General features: G+C 65.0%; 23 protein-coding genes and 1 tRNA gene. 14 read left to right on the top strand and 10 right to left on the bottom strand.

Going from position 1 to position 23,034, the window contains the following annotated elements:
* The first annotated feature begins 84 nt into the window (after window positions 1-84).
* From ACLB6G_RS01705 to ACLB6G_RS01690, 4 genes are read left to right on the top strand one after another with little or no spacing between them, the layout of a single operon-like run.
* Window positions 85-1,023 carry an NAD(P)-dependent oxidoreductase gene (locus tag ACLB6G_RS01705; protein ID WP_410354378.1) on the top strand — a complete coding sequence of 313 codons (939 nt, stop codon included), beginning with the start codon at window positions 85-87 and terminating at the stop codon, window positions 1,021-1,023.
* A gap of 26 nt (window positions 1,024-1,049) precedes the next feature.
* On the top strand, window positions 1,050-1,448 hold the full coding sequence (gene ligA, locus ACLB6G_RS01700) for a protocatechuate 4,5-dioxygenase subunit alpha (protein WP_410354377.1): 399 nt from the start codon (window positions 1,050-1,052) through the stop codon (window positions 1,446-1,448).
* On the top strand, window positions 1,448-2,296 hold the full coding sequence (locus tag ACLB6G_RS01695) for a class III extradiol dioxygenase subunit beta (RefSeq protein ID WP_410354376.1): 849 nt from the start codon (window positions 1,448-1,450) through the stop codon (window positions 2,294-2,296). The genes ligA and ACLB6G_RS01695 overlap by 1 nt, the downstream gene beginning before the upstream one ends.
* Window positions 2,297-2,308: 12 nt before the next feature.
* On the top strand, window positions 2,309-3,250 hold the full coding sequence (locus ACLB6G_RS01690; protein ID WP_410354375.1) for a Gfo/Idh/MocA family oxidoreductase: 942 nt from the start codon (window positions 2,309-2,311) through the stop codon (window positions 3,248-3,250).
* Window positions 3,251-3,315: 65 nt separating this feature from the next.
* On the opposite strand, the gene ACLB6G_RS01685 is transcribed toward ACLB6G_RS01690, so the two are convergent.
* Complete coding sequence (locus tag ACLB6G_RS01685; RefSeq protein WP_410354374.1) at window positions 3,316-4,260, bottom strand: acetamidase/formamidase family protein; 945 nt, start codon at window positions 4,258-4,260, stop codon at window positions 3,316-3,318.
* A gap of 313 nt (window positions 4,261-4,573) precedes the next feature.
* On the opposite strand from ACLB6G_RS01685, the gene ACLB6G_RS01680 reads away from it, so the two are divergent.
* Window positions 4,574-5,656 (top strand): GGDEF domain-containing protein, encoded by a 1,083-nt coding sequence (locus ACLB6G_RS01680; protein ID WP_410354373.1) that lies wholly within the window; start codon window positions 4,574-4,576, stop codon window positions 5,654-5,656.
* Window positions 5,657-5,667: 11 nt separating this feature from the next.
* On the opposite strand, the gene ACLB6G_RS01675 is transcribed toward ACLB6G_RS01680, so the two are convergent.
* Window positions 5,668-6,687: a glycosyltransferase family 4 protein gene (locus ACLB6G_RS01675; protein ID WP_410354372.1), complete on the bottom strand. Its 1,020-nt coding sequence runs from the start codon at window positions 6,685-6,687 to the stop codon at window positions 5,668-5,670.
* A gap of 105 nt (window positions 6,688-6,792) precedes the next feature.
* Here ACLB6G_RS01675 and ACLB6G_RS01670 point away from each other — a divergent pair, with 105 nt between their 5' ends.
* The 6 genes from ACLB6G_RS01670 (at window position 6,793) to ACLB6G_RS01645 (ending at window position 11,944) form a co-directional block, all read left to right on the top strand.
* Window positions 6,793-7,950, top strand: a complete 1,158-nt coding sequence (locus tag ACLB6G_RS01670; RefSeq protein ID WP_410354371.1) for an NAD-dependent epimerase/dehydratase family protein — start codon at window positions 6,793-6,795, stop codon at window positions 7,948-7,950.
* Window positions 7,951-8,048: 98 nt separating this feature from the next.
* Complete coding sequence (gene phnN, locus ACLB6G_RS01665) at window positions 8,049-8,609, top strand: phosphonate metabolism protein/1,5-bisphosphokinase (PRPP-forming) PhnN (protein WP_410354370.1); 561 nt, start codon at window positions 8,049-8,051, stop codon at window positions 8,607-8,609.
* Between the two features lie 102 nt (window positions 8,610-8,711).
* The gene (locus tag ACLB6G_RS01660; protein ID WP_410354369.1) at window positions 8,712-9,530 is read left to right on the top strand and encodes a UDP-2,3-diacylglucosamine diphosphatase; all 819 of its coding nucleotides are present in this window, start codon (window positions 8,712-8,714) and stop codon (window positions 9,528-9,530) included.
* A gap of 31 nt (window positions 9,531-9,561) precedes the next feature.
* The gene (locus ACLB6G_RS01655; RefSeq protein WP_410354368.1) at window positions 9,562-10,794 is read left to right on the top strand and encodes a BtaA family protein; all 1,233 of its coding nucleotides are present in this window, start codon (window positions 9,562-9,564) and stop codon (window positions 10,792-10,794) included.
* A gap of 1 nt (window position 10,795) precedes the next feature.
* The gene (locus ACLB6G_RS01650) at window positions 10,796-11,455 is read left to right on the top strand and encodes a class I SAM-dependent methyltransferase (RefSeq protein ID WP_410354367.1); all 660 of its coding nucleotides are present in this window, start codon (window positions 10,796-10,798) and stop codon (window positions 11,453-11,455) included.
* Between the two features lie 78 nt (window positions 11,456-11,533).
* The gene (locus ACLB6G_RS01645; protein WP_410354366.1) at window positions 11,534-11,944 is read left to right on the top strand and encodes a (R)-mandelonitrile lyase; all 411 of its coding nucleotides are present in this window, start codon (window positions 11,534-11,536) and stop codon (window positions 11,942-11,944) included.
* A gap of 413 nt (window positions 11,945-12,357) precedes the next feature.
* Here the strand turns inward: ACLB6G_RS01645 and cysD are convergent, their stop codons facing one another.
* The 5 genes from cysD to ACLB6G_RS01620 all read right to left on the bottom strand — a co-directional run bounded on the left by cysD (window position 12,358) and on the right by ACLB6G_RS01620 (window position 18,550).
* Entirely contained in the window at window positions 12,358-13,251 is an 894-nt protein-coding gene (gene cysD, locus ACLB6G_RS01640) for a sulfate adenylyltransferase subunit CysD (protein WP_410354365.1), read from the bottom strand.
* Window positions 13,252-13,293: 42 nt separating this feature from the next.
* Window positions 13,294-14,130 (bottom strand): DUF6671 family protein, encoded by an 837-nt coding sequence (locus ACLB6G_RS01635; protein ID WP_410354364.1) that lies wholly within the window; start codon window positions 14,128-14,130, stop codon window positions 13,294-13,296.
* Entirely contained in the window at window positions 14,130-16,529 is a 2,400-nt protein-coding gene (locus tag ACLB6G_RS01630; RefSeq protein ID WP_410354363.1) for a YbcC family protein, read from the bottom strand. The genes ACLB6G_RS01635 and ACLB6G_RS01630 overlap by 1 nt, the downstream gene beginning before the upstream one ends.
* A gap of 16 nt (window positions 16,530-16,545) precedes the next feature.
* On the bottom strand, window positions 16,546-18,111 hold the full coding sequence (locus ACLB6G_RS01625) for a proton-conducting transporter transmembrane domain-containing protein (RefSeq protein WP_410354362.1): 1,566 nt from the start codon (window positions 18,109-18,111) through the stop codon (window positions 16,546-16,548).
* A 349-nt stretch (window positions 18,112-18,460) separates the two neighbouring features.
* A tRNA-Ser gene (locus ACLB6G_RS01620) sits at window positions 18,461-18,550 on the bottom strand.
* Between the two features lie 256 nt (window positions 18,551-18,806).
* On the opposite strand from ACLB6G_RS01620, the gene ACLB6G_RS01615 reads away from it, so the two are divergent.
* The 3 genes from ACLB6G_RS01615 (at window position 18,807) to ACLB6G_RS01605 (ending at window position 20,997) form a co-directional block, all read left to right on the top strand.
* Entirely contained in the window at window positions 18,807-19,136 is a 330-nt protein-coding gene (locus ACLB6G_RS01615; protein WP_410354361.1) for a hypothetical protein, read from the top strand.
* A 31-nt stretch (window positions 19,137-19,167) separates the two neighbouring features.
* The gene (msrA, locus tag ACLB6G_RS01610; RefSeq protein WP_410354360.1) at window positions 19,168-19,827 is read left to right on the top strand and encodes a peptide-methionine (S)-S-oxide reductase MsrA; all 660 of its coding nucleotides are present in this window, start codon (window positions 19,168-19,170) and stop codon (window positions 19,825-19,827) included.
* Between the two features lie 180 nt (window positions 19,828-20,007).
* Window positions 20,008-20,997, top strand: coding sequence for a BMP family lipoprotein (locus tag ACLB6G_RS01605; RefSeq protein ID WP_410354359.1), 990 nt, complete (start codon window positions 20,008-20,010; stop codon window positions 20,995-20,997).
* Between the two features lie 93 nt (window positions 20,998-21,090).
* Here ACLB6G_RS01605 and ACLB6G_RS01600 read toward each other — a convergent pair whose 3' ends face one another.
* The 3 genes from ACLB6G_RS01600 to ACLB6G_RS01590 are packed head-to-tail and all read right to left on the bottom strand — an operon-like array spanning window position 21,091 to window position 22,917.
* On the bottom strand, window positions 21,091-21,300 hold the full coding sequence (locus tag ACLB6G_RS01600; RefSeq protein WP_410354358.1) for a SlyX family protein: 210 nt from the start codon (window positions 21,298-21,300) through the stop codon (window positions 21,091-21,093).
* A complete protein-coding gene (locus tag ACLB6G_RS01595; protein ID WP_410354357.1) occupies window positions 21,297-21,743 on the bottom strand; it encodes an acyl-CoA thioesterase in 447 nt (148 codons plus the stop codon). Before ACLB6G_RS01595 ends, ACLB6G_RS01600 begins: the two co-directional genes overlap by 4 nt.
* Before the next feature lies 1 nt (window position 21,744).
* A complete protein-coding gene (locus tag ACLB6G_RS01590) occupies window positions 21,745-22,917 on the bottom strand; it encodes an iron-containing alcohol dehydrogenase (protein WP_410354356.1) in 1,173 nt (390 codons plus the stop codon).
* Window positions 22,918-23,034: the final 117 nt, after the last annotated feature.

Below are 23,034 nucleotides of genomic sequence, written 5' to 3'. Positions count from 1 at the left end.
TACCGCCCTTGGCGTTCCAATGTGCGCCGCCGCTGCCTTGCTGCTATGTTTGCGGCAATGAAGGAAGATTTCGAGGGAAACGCCATGCAGGAACGCCAGGACCTGCCGGATGCGTCGCGCCGGGGGGCCATCGCGCTGATCGGTTTCGGCGAGGCCGCACAGGCCTTCACCGCCGGCTGGCAGTCCGCGGTCGACGGCTTCGCGCCACGCGCCTTCGACGTCAAGACCGCCGATCCCGCGGCGCGCGCCGCCAAGCAGGCCGACTATGACCGCTGCGGCGCCGACGGCTTCGACACGCTTTCCGAAGCCCTCGATGGCGCGGATGTTGTTTTTTCCCTCGTCACCGCCGACCAGGCCAACGCCGCGGCCGAAGCAGCCGCTGCCTGCCTGCCGCGCGGCGCCTTGTTCTTCGACTGCAATTCCTGTTCGCCGGGTGCCAAGCGCCACTCCCAGGCGGCCATCGAGGCTGCGGGCGGGCGCTATGTCGATACCGCCGTCATGGCGCCGGTCCATCCCGGTCTGCACCGCACGCCGCTGCTGGTCGCCGGTTCCCATGTCGATGATGCGCTTGCGCTTCTGGCGTCGCTGGACATGAAGGCGAAGCCGGTCGATGGTGGCGTCGGCGCCGCCTCGGCCATCAAGATGACCCGCTCGGTCATGATCAAGGGGCTGGAAGCCCTCGTGCTGGAATGTGTGCTGACCGGCCGCGCCAATGGCGTGGAAGATGCGGTACTCGATTCGCTCGATGCGTCCTTCCCCGGATTCGACTGGCGCCGGCGCGCGGCCTACATGATGGAGCGCGTGATGACGCACGGCATCCGCCGCGCCGCCGAGATGCGGGAAGTGGCGCTGACCGTGGACGAGGCCGGATTGCAGGGCCGCATGGCGCGCGCCACCGCCGAATGGCAGGACGAGGTCGGCGCGATGAAGCTCGATGCCGCGTCGATCAGCGAGGATGCCGGCGCGCTGGCCGACGCACTCCTGGAAAGCATCGCCGCTTCAGCGGAAAGGAAGCGCGCCTGAAGGCGCGGAAACAAGGGAAGAGGCCCATGGAAAAGGAATACGAGGACATTCCGGGCACGTTCGTGTTCGATGCCGACCGCTCCCGCGAGGGCTACTGGCTCAACCAGTTCTGCATCTCGCTTCGGCTGGAAAAGAACCGGCAGCAATTGCGCGACGACCCGGAAGCCTACATGGCGAAATTCGCCATGACCGAGGACCAGAAGCAGGCCGTGCGCGACCGCGCCTGGAACCGGCTGCTCGAACTGGGCGGCAACATCTACTACACGTCCAAGCTCGCCGCCTTCGACGGCATCACCTTCCAGGATCTCGCCGCCAAGATGACCGGCATGAGCCGCGAGGACTATCGCGACATGATGCTGCATGGCGGCCGCTCCATCGAAGGCAACCGCTTCAAGAGCGAGTGGGAAGAAAAAGGAAAAGAATAATGGCCAAGATCACCGCAGGCGTGGGCTGCTCCCACGTGCCCGCCATCGGCGTGGCGATGGATACCGGCATCACGGACCAGCCCTACTGGCAGCCGGTCTTCAAGGGCTTCGAATTCTCCCGCGACTGGATGAAGAAGAACAAGCCCGACGTCATCTTCCTAGTCTACAATGACCATTGCACGGCTTTCGACGCCTCCTGCATTCCCACCTTCGCGCTGGGCTGCGCGGCCGAGTTCCAGCCGGCCGACGAGGGCTGGGGGCCGCGCCCCGTGCCGGTTGTCAAGGGGCACCAGAAGCTGGCCAGCCATATCGCCCAGTCGGTCATCCTCGACGAGTTCGACCTGACCATCATGAACGAGATGGAGGTGGATCATGGCCTGACCGTGCCGCTGTCGGTCATGTTCGGCGAGCACGGGCCGGATGATGAATGGCCCTGCCAGGTCATCCCGCTGGCCGTCAACGTGGTGCAGTATCCCGCCCCGCTCGGCCGCCGCTGTTATGCGCTGGGCAAGGCCATCCGCAAGGCCATCGAGAGCTACCCGGAAGACCTCAACGTCATGGTCTTCGGAACGGGCGGCATGAGCCACCAGTTGCAGGCAGGCCGCGCCGGTCTCATCAACGCGGATTTCGACAAGCGCTTCCTCGATCTGCTGACGGAGGACCCGGAAGCCGGCGCCAATATCAGCCATGTCGAATATCTCCGCGAATCCGGCTCCGAGGGCATCGAGATGGTCATGTGGTATGTCATGCGCGGCGCGCTGAACGACAAGGTTCGGGAGGTGCATCGCCACTACCATGTGCCGGCCTCCAACACCGCCGTCGGCCATATCATTCTGGAAAACGTTTAAGGGAGCAGTTTCATGCGGATCTGTGTCGCCGGCGCCTATGGCGCATTCGGCATCAAGCATCTCGATGCACTGGCCAATATCGAGGGCGTGCAGGTCACGTCCGTCATGGGCCCGACGAAGGAGAAGATCGAGGCGCTGGCGCGCGAACGTGGCATTGGCCATGCCGCCACCACGCTGGAGGAATGCATCGCGCGCGAGGACGTGGATGCGGTCATCCTGTCGACCCCGACCCAGCTTCACGCGAAACAGGCCATTGCCTGCATGGAGGCCGGCAAGCATGTGCTCGTCGAGATCCCCATGGCCGACAGCCTGGCCGATTCCATTGCCGTGGTGAAAAAGCAGAAGGAAACCGGGCTCGTGGCCATGGCCGGCCAGGTGCGCCGCTTCAACCCGTCCCACCAGTGGATCCACAACCGCATCAAGGCCGGCGAACTGAAGGTCCAGCAGATGGACGTCCAGACCTATTTCTTCCGTCGGTCCAACATGAACGCCAAGGGCGAGCCGCGCTCCTGGACCGACCACCTGCTCTGGCACCATGCCTGCCACACGGTCGACCTGTTCCAGTACCAGACCGGCGAGACCTGCTCGCAGGCCTTTGGCCTGCAGGGCCCGATCCATCCCGAACTCGGCATCGCCATGGACATGTCCATAGGCATGAAGGTACCGTCAGGCGCCATCTGCACCCTGTCGCTGTCCTTCAACAATGACGGGCCGCTCGGGACCTTCTTCCGTTATATCTGTGACAACGGCACCTATATCGCCCGCTATGACGATCTCTATGACGGCTACGAAAAGCCCGTCGACCTGTCGGGCGTCGCCGTCTCCAACAACGGCATCGAACTGATCGACCGGGAATTCGTCTCCGCGATCCGTGAAGGCCGCGAGCCGAACGGCGCGGTCGGGCAGGTGCTGGGCGCCATGGAAACGCTCGACAAGATCGAGAAGTGCTTCTGACGTTTCACGCCGGATAGGAACAGTTCCGGAGGGGCGTGCGGCGGGCCGTGCGCCCCTTTGGCGTTTCAGGAGAGCACGGATCGCGGGAAGTGCAGGCTGACCACCATGTTGGGCGCGTTGACGATCTCGCTGATCCGCAGGTCGGCGCAGACGGAGCACAGCATGTAGGCATCCTCCGGCGTCATCCCGTGCTCATGCGCCATGAGGTCGATCATCCGGGAAACGGCCTCCCGCGCCGCCTGCATCAGGTCCGGGCCGATACCCGTCGTCACCTCGTGGCCCTCCCGCCCGATGTCGTCCGCCACCCGGCCCGGCGTGCGAAAGCGTGGCGACGGCGGCGCTTTGCCCTTGATGACGTCGAACGTCACGACTGCTTCCATAGCGCTTTCAATGGCCGTGCCGCAGACCTCGCCGTCGCCCTGGGCGGCGTGGGTATCGCCCATGGAGAACAGCGCGCCCTCCACTTCCACCGGCAGATGGAGCGTCGCCCCGGCGGTCAGGTGCCGGATGTCCATGTTGCCGCCCACATTGCGTGGCGGGATGACCGGATGGGTTCCGGCCGCGTGCGGGGCGACGCCGAGCGTGCCGGCAAAGGGGCGGACGGGAATGCGTGCGAAACCGGAAAACAGCGCGTCCTGCCGTCCTGACGCATCGTATTGCCACAGATGCAGGCGCGGGTCGGGGAACTGGTCGGCCAGCAGGCCGAAACCCGGTATGAGTGCCGTCCAGCCGAAGCCCGATGGCCTGAAGGCCTCGATGGTGATTTTCAGCGTGTCGCCGGGGCTTGCCCCGTCAATGAAGACCGGTCCGGTGACCGGATTGACCTTTTCCGGCGCCATGGTGGCAATGTCGGCCGCCGTGCTGCCCGGATGATAGTGTCCGCAGCCGGCGTCGAGACATTCGAAGGCGGCGGTCTCGCCAGGCGCCACCGTCAGGACGGGGCTGTTGTCCCGGTTCCAGCCGAAATGGTGATGGTGGTTGTGGATCGTGTGCGCGTGGAGTGGCGACATGGCAGCCTCCTCCGCCGGAAGACTGGCAGTCCGGGCAACTTCGTTCAAGGTCTGACCGTCCGGAAAAAAACGTCAGGACCTTAGACAGATTGTTAACAAGCGCACGCTAAATTTCGCATCGAAGACAGGTTCCTGTGGCATGACGCCTTTCACTTCACGGCCTTCGTGCCGGATGATTTTCCAGATCGGTGGCGATTGATCCGGCGACGGCCCCGGCCGGTTTCCGGATGCGAGGCGATGGCCAACCGATCCACCTTTTTGGCTGCGGCGGCGGCGCTCGACGAACGGTTCTGAAAAACTGGACACGGCTGTGATGAATGCAAATCCGAAGGAATGCGAAGGCGAAGAGGTGGCGGGCCGTCCGTTCAGGGCCGGGTCCGGCATGGAAGAACTGGACCGCATCGCCGCGATCGGCGACGCCGCGATGGCCAGGGCGAAACGTCACCTGACCGCACCGCTGCCGCCGATCTACGATGTCTGGTACAATTACGTGGAAGGGTCCAACGAGGAGATCCGTCATCGTGTGGACAGCCTGCTCGCCGGATCGTCGACCATCAGTACCTACGACCTGCTGCAGATCCACAACGAGTTCCTGGCCACTGACATGGCGAGGCAAGGCGAACTGGATGACGCCAAGGCCCGGCTCGACACCGAGATCAACGACATCCTCAACATGATCCGCCTGCATGTCCTGTCGAGCGACAGATACTGCGACGACCTGTCGGCGAAGTCTTCCAGCATTCACGAAAGCAGCAGCCTCGACCTGATTCGCGAGACGATTGCCGGCCTCATCAGCGAAAACGAGAAGATGCGCGACGACACGATGGCCCTCTCGCGCGGTCTTGAGCAGTCGCGTACCCAGATCGAGAAGCTGCACGATGCCTTGCAGGAATCACAGCGCAACGAGATGACCGATCCGTTGACCGGGCTTGCCAACCGGCGCGCATTCCAGATCTGGCTTGCCCGCGAGATGGAGGAGGCCGCGAAGACCAACCGGCCCTTGAGCATGGTTTTCGCCGATATCGACCATTTCAAGCAGATCAATGACACGTTCGGCCATGTGATCGGCGACGAGGTGCTGAAATATTTCGGCCGCTTGCTCAAGACCCAGACCGACGATTGCGATATCGCCTCGCGTTACGGCGGCGAGGAATTCGCCATCCTGCTGCCGGGCGCGAAATCGGGCGAGGCATGGAAGAAGGCCAACCAGATCCGGGATCTCCTGGCGAAGACGAAACTGGTTGTCACCAAGACAAACGTGCCCATCGGCACGGTGACCGCGTCCTTCGGCGTTGCCGAATTCGCCTCCAACGACGACTACGTGTCCTTCATCGAGCGGGCCGACCGGCAGCTTTACATCGCCAAGCAGAACGGGCGAAACCGCGTCGAGGCCTGAACGGCGGGCAATCAGGCCCGCAAGGGCACCAGGTTGTGCGCGAACTGGTCCGTGCAGGCCGACCAGGAGAATTGCAGCGCGAAATCGCGGCAAGCCTGGCGGTCGATGGCCAGCGCGTCGAGCGCGGCCTGCCGCAGGTCTTCCGACAGCACGCCGCAGGAGGCCCCGCCCAGGATGTCGGCCGGCCCGTGCACGGGATAGGCGGCAACCGGTGTGCCGCAGGCCAGCGCTTCCAGCACCACCATTCCGAAGGTCTCGAAGCGCGACGGCATGACGAAGACGTCGGCCGCGGAAAGATGCCTGGCGATGTCATCGCCCGTGCGGTATCCGAGGAAATGGACATCCGGCCAGGCGGCCTTGTAGGCACTCAGGCTCGGCCCGCCGCCCACCACCACCTTGGAACCCGGCAGGTCGAGGCGGAAGAAGTCCTCCAGGCTCTTTTCCTTCGCGACACGGCCCAGATACATGAAGACCGGGCGCGGCAAATCGAGGAAATCCGGGTCATAGCCCGGCACGCCCCGCCACGGCCGGAACAGCGTGGTGTCGACGCCCCGGCCCCATTGCGTGATGTTGCGGTAGCCGCGCCCGGTCAGTTCGTCCTCCAGGCTCTTCGTCTGCACCATCATGCGCGCGCCGGCATTGTGGAACCAGCGCTGCAAAAGATGCGCATGATCCGGGTTCATGCCGGTCCGGTGCCGGAGATAGTCCCCGTAGCGGGTGTGGAAGGAGGTGGTGAACTGCCATCCCTCCTTGCGGCAGATGCGCCGCATGGCAAGCCCGATGGGGCCTTCGACCGGGATGTGGATGGCATCCGGCCGGAACTCCTCCACCAGCGCGCGCAGGCTGCGCCCGGGAAACAGCGCCAGCCGGACTTCCGGATAGCCGGGCGCGGCAAGCGAGGGGAACCGGTCCGGTCCCGTCACCAATACGGCATGCCCTTCGGCGGCAAGATGCTGGCGCGTCGTCTCGAAGACGCGCACGACGCCGTTGATCTGCGGGTGCCAGGCATCGCTGGCAATCATGATGCGCATGGCATGTCTCCCGCTGTCGCACGGATTTCATGTGATTGCGCTCTTGTGCGCCGCGAAAGGCGGCCGCGTGGCCGATTTGGCAATGGCACCATCGGGAGAGGGAACATGAAAGTCCTCATTCTGGGCGGCGACGGTTTCTGCGGCTGGCCCACATCCTTGCATTTCGCGGCCCGTGGCCATGAGGTCACGATTGCCGACAATCTGGTCCGCCGCGAAACCGATCGCGAACTGGGCTGTGGAAGCCTGACGCCGATTGCACCCATCGGGGAACGTCTTTCCGCCTGGAGGGCGACAGGGAATCGCCCGGTCAACGATATCCGGCTGGATGTGGCACGCGACTATGACGGTCTTGTTACGCTGCTGAAGCGGCTGAGCCCTGAGGTGATCGTGCACTTTGCCGAACAGCGCGCCGCGCCCTATTCGATGAAGTCGCCGCGCCACAAGCGCTACACGGTGGACAACAACGTGTCGGCCACCCACGGGGTGCTCTGCGCCATGGTCGAGGCGGCGCCGGATGCCCATCTGGTGCATCTGGGCACCATGGGTGTCTATGGCTACGGAAAGACCAGGGGGATGGAAATCCCGGAAGGCTATATCGGGGCGACGCTGCGTTCGGGCGGCCAGAGCGCCGACGTGGACATTCTCTACCCGACCGATCCGGGCAGCGTCTATCACATGACGAAATCGCTGGACCAGATTCTGTTCCAGTTCTACGCGAAGAACGATCGTCTGGCGATCACCGACCTGCACCAAGGCATTGTCTGGGGCACCAACACACCCGAGACCGATCTGGTCGACACGCTGGTCAACCGGTTCGACTATGACGGCGACTATGGCACGGTGCTCAACCGTTTCCTGATGCAGGCGGCCATCGGCCATCCGCTGACGGTTCACGGCACCGGTGGCCAGACCCGGGCCTTCATCCACATTCGCGACACGGTGCGTTGCATCGAACTGGCGGCCCTCAATCCGCCGCGGCGCGGCGAACGGGTGCGGATCATGAACCAGATGACGGAAACGCACCGCGTCCGCGATCTCGCGGCGATGATCTCGGGCATGACCGGCGTGCCGGTCCAGGCCATGGAGAACCCGCGCAAGGAGGCGCCCGAGAACGACCTGCGCGTGGCCAATGACACGCTGGTCAATCTCGGCCTCAAGCCGACTCGCCTTTCCGACGGGCTGATGCAGGAGGTCTTCGATGTGGCCATGCGCCATGCCAACCGCTGCGACAGATCCAGGATCGTCGCCACCGCCCGCTGGTAGGCCGTTACGGGTTGCGCGCCTGGCCTTGCGGGCCGGGACACGTCCGTCTACCTGTTTTCGATCAGGCGCCATTCGGCGCGCGCATGAGAGGGCTGGCCATGCAGGGCAGGCTCGTAGTCATTGTCGGCCCGAGCGGTTCGGGCAAGGATACGCTGATCGGCTGGTTGCGCCGCCATGTCGGCGAAGATGCCGGCGTCCTCTTCGTCCGGCGTGTCATCACCCGGCCTGCCGATGCAGGCGGCGAGGACCATGAAGCCGCCACGCCCGCGCGGTTCGAGGCCATGGAGCGCGAGGGTGCCTTCTGTGTCACCTGGCAGGCCCATGGCCTCTCCTATGGCATTCCTGCCGGCACGCTCGATCATGTGCGCGCCGGCGGCACGGCGGTCGTCAACGGGTCGCGAAAGGCCCTTCCGGTCATTCGCGCGGTATTTGACAATGTGCTTGTCATTCTTCTCACCGTCGATCCGGCCGAACTACGCCGCCGCCTCGGCGAACGGGGCCGCGAGACCGAGGCGGAAATCCGCGAACGTCTGGAGCGCGCGCGTCTCGACTTTGCGCGCAACGGGGCCATTGTCGAGGTCGACAACAGCGGCCCGGTGGAAGCGGCCGGGCGGCGTGTTCTTGCGCTGATGGAAGAAGACCGTCCCGCTCGGGACTGATCCCGCGCCGTGCACGAGGGCGGTTGCGACGGGGACCGTCACACGACTGCAACGCAAATCGGTTCTAAGGCGGCGAACGCAGCCAGTGACCGGATCGCACGCATGACCAAGCCGGCAAAGTTTCGAAGCCTCTTCCTGTCCGACGTCCATCTCGGGACGCCCGATTGCCAGGCGCCCATGCTCCTGGACTTCCTGCGCGAACACGATGCGGAAACGATCTACCTCGTCGGCGACATCGTCGATTGCTGGCGCATGAAGCGCCGCGGTTTCTACTGGCCGCAAAGCCACAACGACGTGGTCCAGAAACTGCTGCGCAAGGCCCGTGCCGGCGCCCGCATCGTCTACGTGCCCGGCAATCACGACGAGGTTCTCCGGCAATACCAGGGTGTCCACTTCGGCGGTATCGAGGTTTGCGACCGGCTGATCCATGAAACGGCGGACGGAAAGCGCCTGCTGGTGCTTCATGGCGACCAGTTCGACATGGTCGTGCTGAACCACAAGTGGCTCGCCCACCTGGGCGACTGGGCCTATGCCCTGGCCATGTGGGCCAACAAGTGGCTCAACCGCGGCCGCCGCCTCCTGGGGATGGAATACTGGTCCATTTCGAAATGGGCCAAGCTGAAGGTCAAGCGTGCGGTGAACTATATCGGCGATTTCGAGACGGTGCTGGCCGAGGAGGCCCGCAAGGAAGGCGCCGACGGCATCGTGTGCGGCCATATCCATCATGCCGCCAACGAGATGATGGGCTCCATCCGCTATCTCAACACGGGCGACTGGGTGGAAAGCTGCACGGCCATTGTCGAACACGAGGATGGCCGGCTCGAGATCATCGACTGGGCGCGCATCGCTGCCGCCCGCGCCCGCGCGGGCAATGTCGAGCCGGTCCCCGCCGCTGCCGCCCGCGCACGCCGCGCGGCCTGATGAACCCGTCCGGAAAAGGGAAGAGACCACGATGACACAGGGCAATGCACTGACGGTCGGCAAGCGGCTGGGCGAAGCCGTGCACCGGAACCCGGCCCTTTCGCCGGATGGCCTCCTGGAGCGCATTTTCTCCAGCGCGTTTCGCGGCCTCGTCTATCCGCAGATCTGGGAGGATCCGGTCGTCGACATGGAAGCGCTGGAGATCCGGCCCCATCACGAGATGGTCTGCATCGCGTCCGGCTCCTGCAATGTCCTGTCCTACCTGACCGCGAGCCCACGCTCGATCACGGCGGTCGATCTGTCGCCTGCCCATGTCGCGCTCGGCCGGCTGAAGCTCGCCGCCGCGTCTCATCTCCCCGGCCCCGGCGATTTCATGCGGTTCTTCGGCCATGGCGACGATCCCGTCAATGTCATCGCCTATGAGCGCTTCATCGCCGACAACCTCGACCGCGAGACCCGCGCCTGGTGGGAGCGTCGCGGCCTCGACGGGCGTCGCCGCATCTCCATGTTCACCCGCGGATTCCACCGGCAGGGCCTGCTTGGCCGGTTCATCCTCGCCGGTCACTTGCTGGCGCGCCTGCATGGCGTCGATCCGCGCGATCTGGTGGCATGTACCACGCGGGAGGAGCAGGAGCGGTTCTTCGAGGAAAGGCTCGCCCCGCTCTTCGACCGTCCTTTCGTGCGCTTCCTGACATCGCGCCGGGCCTCGCTTTTCGGTCTGGGCATTCCGCCCGCCCAATACGAGGCGCTGGCCGGGCCGGATGGCGACATGGCCGGTGTCCTGCGCGAACGGACCCGCAAGCTGGCCTGCGGCTTTGCGCTGTCGGACAATTATTTTGCCTGGCAGGCCTTTGCCCGCCGATACGACCGCAGCAGCTTCGCATCGCTGCCGCCCTATCTCGAAGCGGCGAACTTCCGTACCCTGCGCGCCAATGCCCGCCGCGCGCAAATTCTCAACGAGAGCGTGACCGACCACTTGCGCACGCTTCCGGCCGCTTCGCGCCACGCCTATGTGCTGCTCGATGCGCAGGACTGGATGACGGACCGCCAACTCAACGACCTCTGGAGCGAGATCACGCGGACAGCCGCGCGGGGCGCGCGCGTCATCTTCCGCACTGCCGCCAGGCCCAGCCTGCTGCCGGGGCGCGTGGATGAAGCGATCCTGTCGCAATGGTCCTACCGCGAGGCGCAATCCCAGGCCCTGTCCGGGCGCGACCGCTCGGCCATCTACGGCGGCTTCCATCTCTATGTGAAGGATCGCTGACATGGACAATGCGGCCCCCGCCCATGCCAATCTCATGGATGCCGTCTACCGGCACCAGCGCCACGTCTATGACGTCACGCGCAAGTTCTACCTGCTCGGCCGCGACCATCTGATCGGCGAGTTGCAGCCGCCGGCCGGCGGAACGGTGCTTGAAATCGGCTGCGGTACGGGTCGCAACCTGGCGGCAGTGGCGGCGCGTTATCCTTCCGCCCGTCTTTTCGGGATCGACATTTCCGCCGAGATGCTCAAGTCGGCGTGCCGGACGCTGGCACGAAACGGCGCGATGGCCCGCACGCGGCTTGCCCTGGGCGACGCCACCGCGCTCGACACGCAGCGCCATTTCGGCCACGCCGCCTTCGACCGCGTCTTCATCTCCTATTCCCTGTCCATGATCCCCGAATGGGAAAGCGCGCTCGTCCAGGCCGCCATGGCGCTGAAACCGGGCGGCAGCCTGCACGTCGTTGATTTCGGCCAGCAGGACGGCCTGCCGGTCTGGTTCCGCGCCGCATTGCATGCCTGGCTGGCGCGCTTCCATGTCACCCCGCGAGCCTCGCTGGACCACGGGATGCGGCGCGCGGCCATGGCCATCGGCGGCGAACACGGCGTCGCATCGCTGCATCGCGATTATGCCCGATATGGCGTGATCCGCCGTCCGGCCTGACCGCGGCCTCTTTCGCTGGCACCGGACCGCATGATCTGTCAGGGTCGGGCGGAAAGGGAACAAGTGAAAGGACGATCCATGCCCATCACCATTTCCGCCATGCAGCCCACGCGGCGCGGTCCGGAAGACTATTTCACCGGCGATGTCCTGCTGCAACCGGTCATCCAGTCGCCGGAACCCGCCGCGCTCAACGGTTCCATCGTGACCTTCGCGCCCGGCGCCCGCACCGCCTGGCACACCCATCCGAAGGGCCAGACGCTGCATGTGCTGTCCGGCGAGGGTCTGGTTCAGGAAGAGGGCGGCCCCGCCCGCCTCATCCGCGCGGGCGACACGGTCTGGATTCCGGAAAACCTCCGCCACTGGCACGGCGCCACCGCCGAACGCGCCATGGTGCACATGGCGATCCAGGGAGAGGTGAATGGCTCAGCCGTGGCCTGGGCCGAACAGGTCACGCCGGAAGACTACGCCGCAGCCCAGCCCGGACACTGACCGGCGCGGCCTAGATGGCTTGACGGCTGCGATGGGGAACCAGAGCGAGGAAAGGGGTCGATGCCCCATTGTCCTCCGCCCGCAACGCCTGGCAAACCTGCCCGGCATCGGCTCCGAACAAAGAACCGGTCGCGGCTGTCGCGCCGATGGCCAGCGCCGTCCCGGGGACGTCACCCTGCCGGCCCCGCAAGCCACGGCGGCTCCGCCACCGGAAGACAGGTCCGCATTTCGGGGCAAGCTGCGCGGCGATCAGAGGAAGCACGGCACAGACGGCGAAGACGACCGCTGACACCAGCGCCGAACGGATCGGGCGATCCAGCGCTCCTGATCAGCATGTTGAAGTGGGCCGCGCGCGAGAGGCCGGTCCCCGATGCCTTCCGGGAGCGGACCGGTCAGGAAACATCGCCCGGAACCTAGAAATATCCCTGGCGCTTTTGCTCTTCGAGCGATTTGCCGTCTGCAATTCGCCCGCCACGTTCGGAATGATTGGCGCTCAGGGTTTCAAGGAAGACAGCTTCCATACCGCTGGCCTCGGACACGCTTGCTCCGGTGACCGGCCAGCAACCAAGCGAGCGGAAGCGCACGTTCTGCGTTTGCGTGACCGTCCAGCCCCATCGACTGGCCCGGACCGGATCGTCGACCACGACAAGGCTTCCGCGATGCATGGTGACGTTCCGCGGCCTTGCGAAATAGAGCGGGCACAGGGCGATCCCCTGTGTCACGATGTAGGTCCAGAGGTCCTGTTCCGTCCAGTTGGAAAGCGGGAAGGCGCGCAGCGACTGACCGTCGGAGCGGTGCCAGTTGTAGAGCGACCAGAGTTCGGGGCGCTGGTTTTTCGGATCCCATTCATGACCCCTTCCACGCACCGAAACGATGCGTTCCTTGGCGCGGACACTTTCCTCGTCGCGCCGTGCACCGCCGAAAATCACGTCATAGCCGCCCCGCACAAGCGCCTGTTTCAAGGCCTCCGTGCGCATCACTGTCGTGTAGTAATCGCCGTGATCGACCGGATTCAGGCCCTGTAGGAAACCTTCCTCGTTGCGATAGACATCCAGTTTGAACCCGTGGGCACGCGCAAAGTCATCGCGGAATGCGATGACGTCCGCAAACTCCCAGGTGGAATCGACGTGCAGAATCGGCAGGGGCGGAGGGGAGGGATAAAACGCCTTGCGTGCCAACCAGGCAAGGACGGTTGAATCCTTGCCGCCGGAGAACAGGATGACAGGGTTTTCAGCCTCCGCCACGCCATCGCGAAGAATTTGGATGGCCTCGCTTTCGAGGCGTTGGAGGTTCGGCAGCTTGCTCAATTCACAAGGTCCTCTTCGCAATGGAACAGATCTGTTTTCCGGCTAAGGATTGCACGCCGGGCAGTAGCGGGGATCGGCACGCGCGAGACCGTCACGGCGCGGTATTTCCTCCGTTGCGCCACACGCCGGGCATCCGTGGATCTCGTGCTTGAGCAGCAAGGTCGGTCCGCCACACCAATCGCATGGCAAGCCCGGCTCGGTGCGCAATTGCCCCCAACCCGGCGCTCCGCATGAACTGCAGGACATCGCCAGGCGCGCCGCCATCCGTTCTGCAAGCTTGCCGATCATCTTCATTCGGCGCGGGTTCATGTGCGCGCGCATGTCCGTCTGCACGAAGGCCATGCCGCAATCACTGGCAAGGGCAGCCTCGGTCACGAGACGGTCCAGCGTGGTCCTGTCCCGTATTCCTTTGGCCAGAGGTGAAGTCCGGCATGACAACGGAGCCACGATGAGACCCGTATCCGGAAAGCCGGCCCGTTCCAGGAATCCGCCTGCATCCCCGGCGTTCCTGGTCTCGACATGCGCGAAAACCGGGGTCTCGTCGGCCAATTGCTCCACAATCTCGTAGCCGGTCACGTCATCCTTCCACAACAGGATTTCGATACCCGCCGCGATCAGGGGGATCTGCGGATGAGGCCCGTAGGAACCTTCGCTCGCAATGCCGAACCGGAGCCCGGTGGCGCGCATGGCGGCCAGGGCCTTTTCACGCGCGGCATCCTTCATCGAGCCGGCCCGTGCCGTCTCCCCCGTGAAGGTTCCGAAACGGTCGGTATCGAGGCTCCCGGGAACTTCCAGCGCAATGCCGAGCGCCCGGAGAGGCGGTGCGATCACCGCCTCCTTGCCGTGCATCGTTCCCAGCGCGACCCGGCTTGGCAACATCACGCCGGCCGCGGCTGGCCTGTCGCGTTTTCATCTGACCAGGACAAGCCCGGCCGGTAACGCGCATCGATCCTGCCCTCCTTCAGCGTGAACAGATGCAGCCAGCCATTGTCGAAAAGCGCGCGCACGTTCGGGTGCTTGTCCAGAACCCCGGTGATCGCCTCGCGCGGGGCCTCGATCATCACTGACAGCCGCAAGGGTTCATGGACCCGCTTTTCGCCGTCGTGCACCGTCTGGAGGGGCAGGCCGGGCCTCAGCTGCCCGCCATTTCCCTCGATAACGCCGATGCCGCCGACCACGTTGTGGATCAGCTTGTTGCCACCGCCGAAGACATCGGGCGCAATGGTGGAGCCGTAATATTGCAGGCTGATCCAGCTGGCGACGACGACGGGCGCGGTCACAATGAGTTCGAGCGTTGCGAAACCCTTGTCCGCCTGCCAGTCATAGCTGTGCAGGAAGGCTCTGCCGCCGAGATCCTTGCCAGCGGTCGCCGCGCGCGGCGCGGCGATGAAGGCGGCGCATCCTGCAAGGCCCCATTCTGGCCGGACCTCCGCCCAGTTGTAGGCGCGGGCGGCAACCGATTGCGGCGTCGCGCCAGGCAGCCTTGCCGCGCGCTCTGTCCTTGCTGCGTGGCCGGCTGCATCAAGCCATTTTTCGATCTTGCGCAGATCGTCATGCTGGCTGGAGCGCAAGTCGTCATCATGCACTGTGACCGTATCGGTGGTCGTGTCGTGCAGGCCGGCAATGAACACCGTGTCGTGGGGTATTTCAATGCCGCGCTTCGCCAGGCCGGCCCGTGTTTCCGGATCGTTGAGGAGCACCGCCAGAAGCCGCGCGGAGACCTCGCCGGTATATCCGCCGCAGGCGCCGCAATGATATGCGCTCTCATGGGGGTTGTTCGTGACATGCCCGCCATGACCGGCCAGGAGCACGTAGCGCCCGAGGCCTTCCGTCAGGCTCATGGCATTCAGCACGGCAGCAGCGGTTTGCGCCTTGGCGTCGGCCGAAAGCCCGCCTTCAACCCTTGGCGCAGGTTCCGGTTTGGCCTGCTTCCGGCCAAGGCCAAGTGCGTCCTTGACGAGCTTGGTGGCGTAAAGCGGACCCGCCGCTTCGACAAAGGCGAAGGACGAAACCGCCGCCTGGCGGAACCGTCCCCATGCGCGGGTGGTCCGTGCCGCGATCCGCACATGATGCTCGCAGGCCGCATCGCAATGGCTCGTCGTCTCGATGGCCGGTTTGAGAAGCACCGGCAGATGCGCCTCCGGGACGTCGGACCCTTGCGCCTTGTGCTCGAGCGGCAAGCCGAAGAAACCGGCAAATCCGATCGTCGCAATCGACGAATCGACGCTTTCCAGTGCCCGGCGGAACACCTCGGAGCGGACATCGATGCAGAAAGCCGCCTGCAGGAACGGGCGAGACGTGCCGTCCTCAATGGCCGGCGTTCCCGATCCGGCGAGCGCGGCCGCCAGTTGGCGCTGGTGAGAGCGGTCCGCCGCATCCTGCAGGATGGCGAGCGCCACATCCTGCTCGCTGGCCGCGACGGGATTTGCGTGGGCGGCAACGGTTTGCGCCCATTTGTCCGCGACGGAAGGCACATGGGCAAGAAGTGCTTCCTCCCAGACCAGCCGAATGGCCAGAAGCCCGATCAGCGTGTTGTCGCTTCTGCCGTTCAATTCGGCCTGCCACAGCATCCAGCGCGCATGCTGGGACCAGCCGCCCAGGTCCATGTAGAGACGGTGAAAGGCCGTTTCGGCTGATCCGTTGCCAAGGCCGAGCGCATCGGACGCCCGCAGGATCGCCCGCTCGGCGGTATCGGGCGCAGTGCTGACATGGGCGCAGAAACCCGCAAGGCCGGCGATTTCCGGCGTGAGGTCGTGGGTCGCCCAGGCGCGCCATGCGGCATAGGCGTCGAGGCCCGGCGCGGGAGACCACAGCGCCTGCCCCTTGTCGAAATGGCCGGCTGCCCAAAGGCCGATCGTTTTTTCGATGATCGATGGCCAGTCGGTTCCCGTGGCTTCGGCGGCAAGCCAGGCAACCGTGGGGAGCGGCGCACCGGCCTCGACGTCGCGACCGGCGATCTCCTTGAGTGCTTCCACAGAGGGGGGCTTCGATTCGGAGTCCGAGGCGGCAAGGGCGGCAGCGAGATCGCCGTCGCTGATCCGTCCCGTCCTGATCCCGGCGGCGAAATCGGCCGGCGATTGTGTCGCCCGGATTCCGGCGACGCGTTGAAGCCTGGCGGATGCTGTCGCGAGATCCTCGCCGGTCTGGCCAAGGAAAGGATTGACCGCGACTGTGGCTTCCAGCGGGAAGGCTGGCGGAATTGCGCGAGCCGAATTTTCAGCCGCCCTGGTGATTTCGGCAAGCCGTGCCGGCACGATCTGGGAATGTTTCATGAACATGTCTGTCTCCGCGAATTCATTTCGTTCCGGCCGTCCGGAAGCCGCCAATGGCCCGGTCGAGCAGCGTGTTGAGATACAGCCCGTTTGCAATGTGGACGCGCAGGCCGGCGGTCGACGGGTGGTGTGCCCACAGCGGGAACAGGGCCTGCGCGACGGCGACAAGTCCGAAGGACAACAACGCCAGTACGATCAACGCCCATTCGAGCGGTCCCGGGACAGGTGGTGCCGGAAGCGCGCTGCCCCAGATCATGGTCGCGGCGGCCTGGAAGGAGAAATAGGCGATTGCCGCGGCCACGGACGCGGTCATGGTGCGCCTTGTCAGTTCGGCCGGCGCCAGATCGGCCAGACCCTGTGCAACGAGATAGGCAACGCCAAAGATCAGGATCGCACCCAGCGCGAGCGCCTGAGCGGACTTCGGGCCGAGCGCGACCGTGAAGAGAACCACGATTGCCGCATAGACCAGCATGGCCAGCGCAAAGGACCGCAGGACGACCGCGAAACTTGGCACGGCCACCGGACCGGGCCGGCGCAGCGCGGCAACAGCGGACACGGCGCCGCCGGAAGAAAGGAATGCGTGGGCCTTGTAGAGCGAGTGGGCGATGATGTGCAGCAGCGCAAGCGGCCAGAGGCCGAGACCGCATTGCAGGAGCATGAACCCCATCTGGGAAACCGTGGACCAGGCAAGCGAGGTCTTGATGGCACTCTGCGTCAGCATGACCGCCGCGCCAAACAGTGCGGTCAGACCGCCGATCATCACCAGGGCCGCCATGGCACCGGCGTTCATCTGGACCAGCGGCGCCGTGGCGAGAAGGATCACCCCGCCGGAGTTGATGATTCCGGCATGAAGCAGCGCCGAGACGGGTGTTGGCGCTTCCATGACCTCGGTAAGCCAGCCATGAAGCGGAAAGGCCGCCGTCTTGAAAACCGCGGCAATGACAAGGAGCATGACGGCCAGCGTACCCGCGATGCCGAGCCCCTGCTGACCGGCAACGGCGGCAAGGAGAGCCAGGTCGCCGGTCCCGAAGGCAGCTGCCAGCAGGATGGCGGCAAGCGCGAGCGCAACATCGCCCGCATGCCAGACGATGGCGAACTTGGCCGAGGCCCGCCGGGCTTCCGGTCTTTCCGGGTAGAACAGCAGCAGCCGCTTCAAGGGCAGGCCGACCGCGATGGTTGCAGTGACGAGCACCAGCAGGCTGCCCGACTGCACAAAGACCAGGACAGCGGCAAGGGTTGCCAGCATCAGGCAGTGAAAGGCGCCTTCCCTTGCCTCGCCGTCGAGATAGGTCCGGCTGTAGCGTATGACGATCCAGCCGATGAAGGACACCAGAAGTGCCAGCGAAAGGCTGACAATGTCGGCGCGCAGCGTGGCTTGCGCCCAGCCCTCCAGCACGCCGAGGGTTGCGGGTCCCTGGACAAGGCGTTGAACAAGCCCGCCGAGCGAAAGCAGGAATGCGAGAAAGGCAAGCGCTTCCGACCAGCGCGGCAATGCTCCCGGCCGCCTTCCGGCGTTGGTGGCCGCGAACAGGGCCCCGGCGAGCAGAATGAGCGGGGAGAGGAAGGACAGGGAGAATGTGGAGGTCATGGAATATCTCCGGCGCTGTCGAAATTGCGTTCGAGCGTTCTCATAGGCGATCGCCAACCACGAGAAAAATACATAATATTCTCAATATCGTTCTGTTTTATGGAATGATCGTGTGGTCTGGTCCTCCGGCCATCCGCGCTTGCCGCGCGTCCGCGAGGGTCATCCGGAATCGTTGAGACGCTTCCCCTTCGCACCGGTGGGGCCATTGCAGGGCGGCAAGCGGTCACGAAGTCAGGTTCCGGCGTTGGCGAACCGGGAACACGCAAGGCGATCAGGTGGGTACGCAGGCGGGAAGGCTGAAGCCCGAGGCCGGTATGCGTTTATGAATCAATCATCTGGATAAAGAGGGTGGCGGTGAGAGAGGGATTCGAACCCTCGATACGGTTTCCCGTATACACGCGTTCCAGGCGTGCGCCTTCAACCACTCGGCCACCTCACCATGTCCAGCTTTCCGTCCCGGCGGTTGCAACCGGGAAGAGCGTTCGACCGCCCCCTTGGAACGGCGCGGACTATAGCCGGAAAGCGCTGCGGTTCAACCGTTAAATGAAGGCCGGATGTCGAATTTTCAAGCATGCTTCGCCATGCCGCCGGATCGGCCGCGGGGCGTTCGGCCCGGTCGGCAATTGCCCGCGGCGCCCGGTTGGACTAAGGCTTTTCCGGGGCGCCTCGACGGCGCTGACCTGACGGGAGCGTGCATGGTTCGATTTGTCATCCGTTTCATCGCACTGGCCTGCCTGGCCGTGGCCTGCATCATGGGCGTGCTGGATCTTGCGCGCTCGCTTGCGGCCAACCGGGCCGTTTTCACGCCGCTGGCCCAAAGCTGGAGCGAGACATCGCCGGCAAGCCTCGCGGCGCTCGAACAGGCGGTGCGCGGCAATGCGCCCGCCTTTGTCTGGGACAGCGGTTTCGCTCCCGTCCTGGGCCTGCCCGGCTTTGCCGTTTTCGCCGTGCTCGCCCTTTTGTTCTACGTGCTGGGCTATCGCCCGCCGCGCCGTGTCGCCGGGCGTTTCGCCCGCGACGCCTGAAGGCCCTCGTTCACCCGGAGAATGACCGACCATGCATTTCCTTGGCAACATGCTCGACAAGAAGCTGCACATGCCCAGGCCGGAAGACGCGCTCAAGGGCCGATCCGAACCGCTGGCCACGGCATCCACGCATTTCGTCAGCGGCCGCGACCTGCACGCTCCCGCGCCTGAAGGACATGAGATTGTCTTTTTCGCCATGGGCAACTACTGGGGTGCCGAACGTCTCTTCTGGCAGACCCCGGGCGTGTGGGTCACTGCGGCCGGGTTCATGGGCGGCTACACGCCGAACCCGACCCAGCAGGAAGTGTCCACCGGCATGACCGGTCATGCGGAAACCGTGAAGGTCGTGTTCGATCCGGCCGTTGTTCCCCTCACCCACCTGTTGCGCCTGTTCTGGGAAAACCACGATCCCACCCAGCTCAACCGCCAGGGCGGCGACATCGGCACGCGTTACCGCTCCGCCGTCTTCACCACGACGGATGCCCAGCAGCAGGCGGCGCTGGCCTCGCGCGATGCCTATGCGCAGGCGCTGGCGCCGGTCCATTCCGGCAGGATCGTCACCGAGATACGGGCCGCGCCGGCCTTCTACTTCGCCGCCGAGGAGCACCAGCAATATCTGGCGCGCAATCCCGCCGGAACTGCCAGCCTGCGCGGGACCGGCGTGCGGTTCCCCGCGCCTCAAGCAGGCTGACGGGAGCCACCGCCTGCCGCTGGCATTTTTTTGAACCGTCCGGTCAACATAGTGGGTGTCAAGGCGCGAAATCCATGCAAGGATGCTGATCCAGGGCGTGGCACGGCCCGTCTGCCGGGCGTGGCTGCCTGTCCGGGCAACTCCGCCTTGAACCAGAACCAACCGACAGGGTGCGAACACATGAAGCGTATGATTATGGGCCTTCTGGCCGCGACGGCGATGAGCGCCTCGGCCTTCGCCGCAGACATCGATCCGGCGATCATCTACGACCTCGGGGGAAAATTCGACAAGTCCTTCAATGAATCGGCCTATAACGGCGCCGAGAAGTTCAAGGAAGAGACCGGTATCGCCTACCGTGAGTTCGAGATCCAGAACGACGCGCAGCGCGAACAGGCCCTGCGCAAGTTCGCCGAGGACGGCAACAATCCCATCGTGATGGCCGGCTTCTCCTGGGCCGCCGCGCTGGAAAAGGTGGCCGCCGAATTCCCCGACACCCAGTTCGCCATCATCGACATGGTGGTCGACAAGCCGAATGTCCGCTCCGTTGTCTACAAGGAGCATGAGGGATCCTATCTGGTCGGCATCATGGGCGCGATGAAATCGGAGACCAAGAAGGTCGGCTTCATCGGCGGCATGGACATCCCGCTCATCCGCAAGTTCGGCTGTGGCTATGTCGGCGGCGCCAAGGCGGCCGGCGCGACGGAAGTCATCCAGAACATGACCGGCGACACGCCGGCGGCCTGGAACGACCCGACCAAGGGCGGCGAGATCGCCAAGAGCCAGATCGCCCAGGGTGCTGACGTCATCTACGCCGCGGCCGGCGGCACCGGGATCGGCGTGCTCCAGGCGGCGGCCGACGAGGGCAAGTACGGCATCGGGGTCGATTCCAACCAGAACGGCCTGCAGCCCGGCCATGTCCTGACCTCCATGCTCAAGCGCGTCGACGTTGCCGTCTACAACGCGTTCATGGACGCCAAGAACGACAGTTTCTCCAGCGGCATCAACGTGCTCGGCCTGGCCGAGGGCGGCGTGGACTATGCCATGGACGACAACAACAAGGACCTCGTGACCGAGGACATGCTCAAGGCCGTGGAAGACGCCAAGGCGAAGATCATCGCCGGGGAAATCCAGGTCCATGACTACATGTCGGACGAAACCTGCCCCTACTGACCGGCAGGGTGCCAGCATGTGACAACAGCCGCCCGGTCCTTGCGCCGGGCGGTTTTGCATCCGGAAGGGCCTTTGCGTTTCCCGCCGGGGCGTTTACCAGTGCGGCGGCTTGTCGACCGGTATCTCGGGCTGGACTGCCTGTTCCACGGTCAGGAAGCGGCGGATCAGTTCATCCATCCGCGCGCGCTGGGCTTCCACCACCTTCCACTGCTCGGCAAGCTGGGCCGAAAGGTCCTCGTTCATGCGTTCCAGTTCGGCCAGGCGCATTTCCAGTTCGGTGATCCGTTCGTCATTCGCGGTCATGGCGCCGCCTCCGACAGCGCGGTTTCCAGCAAGGCGCGCAGGCGGGCGTTGAGCGGCATGGGCCGGCGGTTTTCCCTGTCCACGTAGACATGCACGAAACGCCCCTCGGCGGCGGCCGTCCCGTCGTCATTGCGGAACAGGCCGATCTCGTAGGTCACCGACGAAGAGCCGAGCTTCGCGATGCGTATGCCGGCCGTCACCGTGTCGGGAAAGGCCATCTCGGCGAAGTAGCGGCAGCCGGTTTCCACCACGAGGCCCACCTGGCCGCCATGGTGGATGTCGAGCACGCCGGCCTCGATCAGCCAGCCGTTCACCGCCGTGTCGAACAGCGCGTAGTGCACGACATTGTTCATGTGGCCGTAGATGTCGTTGTCGGACCAGCGCGTGGTGATGGTGCGGAACACCCTGTAGGCGGCGCGGCTGGAAGGAACGGGACGGCTCATCTCACCAGGCCGCCCGGTAAATGGCCAGCGCGTCGGCTTCGCTGACCGCGCGCGGATTGTTGACCAGCAGCCGCGTCTGCTTCATCGAATCCGCTGCCATCTGCGCCAGGTGCTCCTCGCCGATGCCGACGTCGCGCAGTTTCGTCTGCAGGCCGAGCCGCTCCGAAAGGCTTGCAAGCCGTTCGATGAAGGCCGCGCATGTGGCCTGGCTGCCGCCCTCGCCACCCAGATCCGGGAAGGCGCAGGGCGCCAGTTCAGCGTAGAGCCGGTGCGAGCCATTGACGGTTTCAGCAGCATTGAAGCGCAGCACATGCGGCAGCACCAGCGCATTGGACAGGCCGTGCGGAACATGGAACGTGCCGCCGATCGGATAGGCCAGCGCATGAACGGCGGCGACGGGCGAATTGGCGAAGGCCTGGCCGGCCAGCATCGAGCCCAGCAACATGGCCGCGCGCGCGTCCATGTTCCGCCCGTTGAACACGGCCTCCTCGATATTGGCGCCGAGCAGCACCAGCGCCTCGCGCGCGATCATGCGGGACAGGGGGTTGTTGTTGGCGCTCTTGGAGGCATAGGCCTCGATGGCATGGACCATGGCGTCCACCCCGGTCGCCGCCGTGATGTGCGCGGGCAGGCCGGCCGTCAGTTCGGCATCCAGGATGGCGAGGTCCGGCAGGATGACGGGCGAGGAGACGCCCCGCTTCTCGTCGTTTTCCACCGTGATGATCGAGACCGGCGTGACCTCCGATCCGGTGCCCGCCGTGGTCGGGACGAGCACCAGCGGCAGGCGCGGACCCTTCGCGTTTCCCACGCCCCAGGCCGCGTCGATATCCTCGCCGGAACCGGCCAGCAGCGCCGCCAGCTTGGCGATGTCGAGCGAGGAACCGCCGCCGAAGCCGACGACGCCCGTCACGCCGGCTTCGCGGGCGGCCTGTGTGGCCGCCATGAGTGTTGCGCGCGACGGATCGGCCTCGACCTTGTCATAGACGGTGACCGCGTGCCCGGCCCTTTCAAGCGAATCGATGGCCGGATCGCACAGGCCAAGCGCCCTGAGGCCCGGATCGGTGACGAGAAGGACACTCTGGCCCAGCAGTCCCCCCGCTGTTTCAGCCAGTTCCGCGGCCGCGCCGTTGCGGAACACGATGCTCTTCGTGGTGTTGAAAGTGAACGGTGTCATCAGCCTCCTCCTTGGCGTAACGGAAATTGACAAGGCCGCGAATAAATGTCGAGACTAAAGCCGACCGTCCGGCTGCGGGTCCCGACAATTCACAAGGGAGAAGGCCGGCGCCAGGAA

Source organism: Zhengella sedimenti, from assembly GCF_046506625.1.
GTDB classification, from domain to species: Bacteria; Pseudomonadota; Alphaproteobacteria; order Rhizobiales; family Rhizobiaceae; genus Zhengella; species Zhengella sedimenti.
Note: the sequence above shows the minus strand (reverse complement) of the source record. Positions and strands in the feature narration are given on the sequence as shown.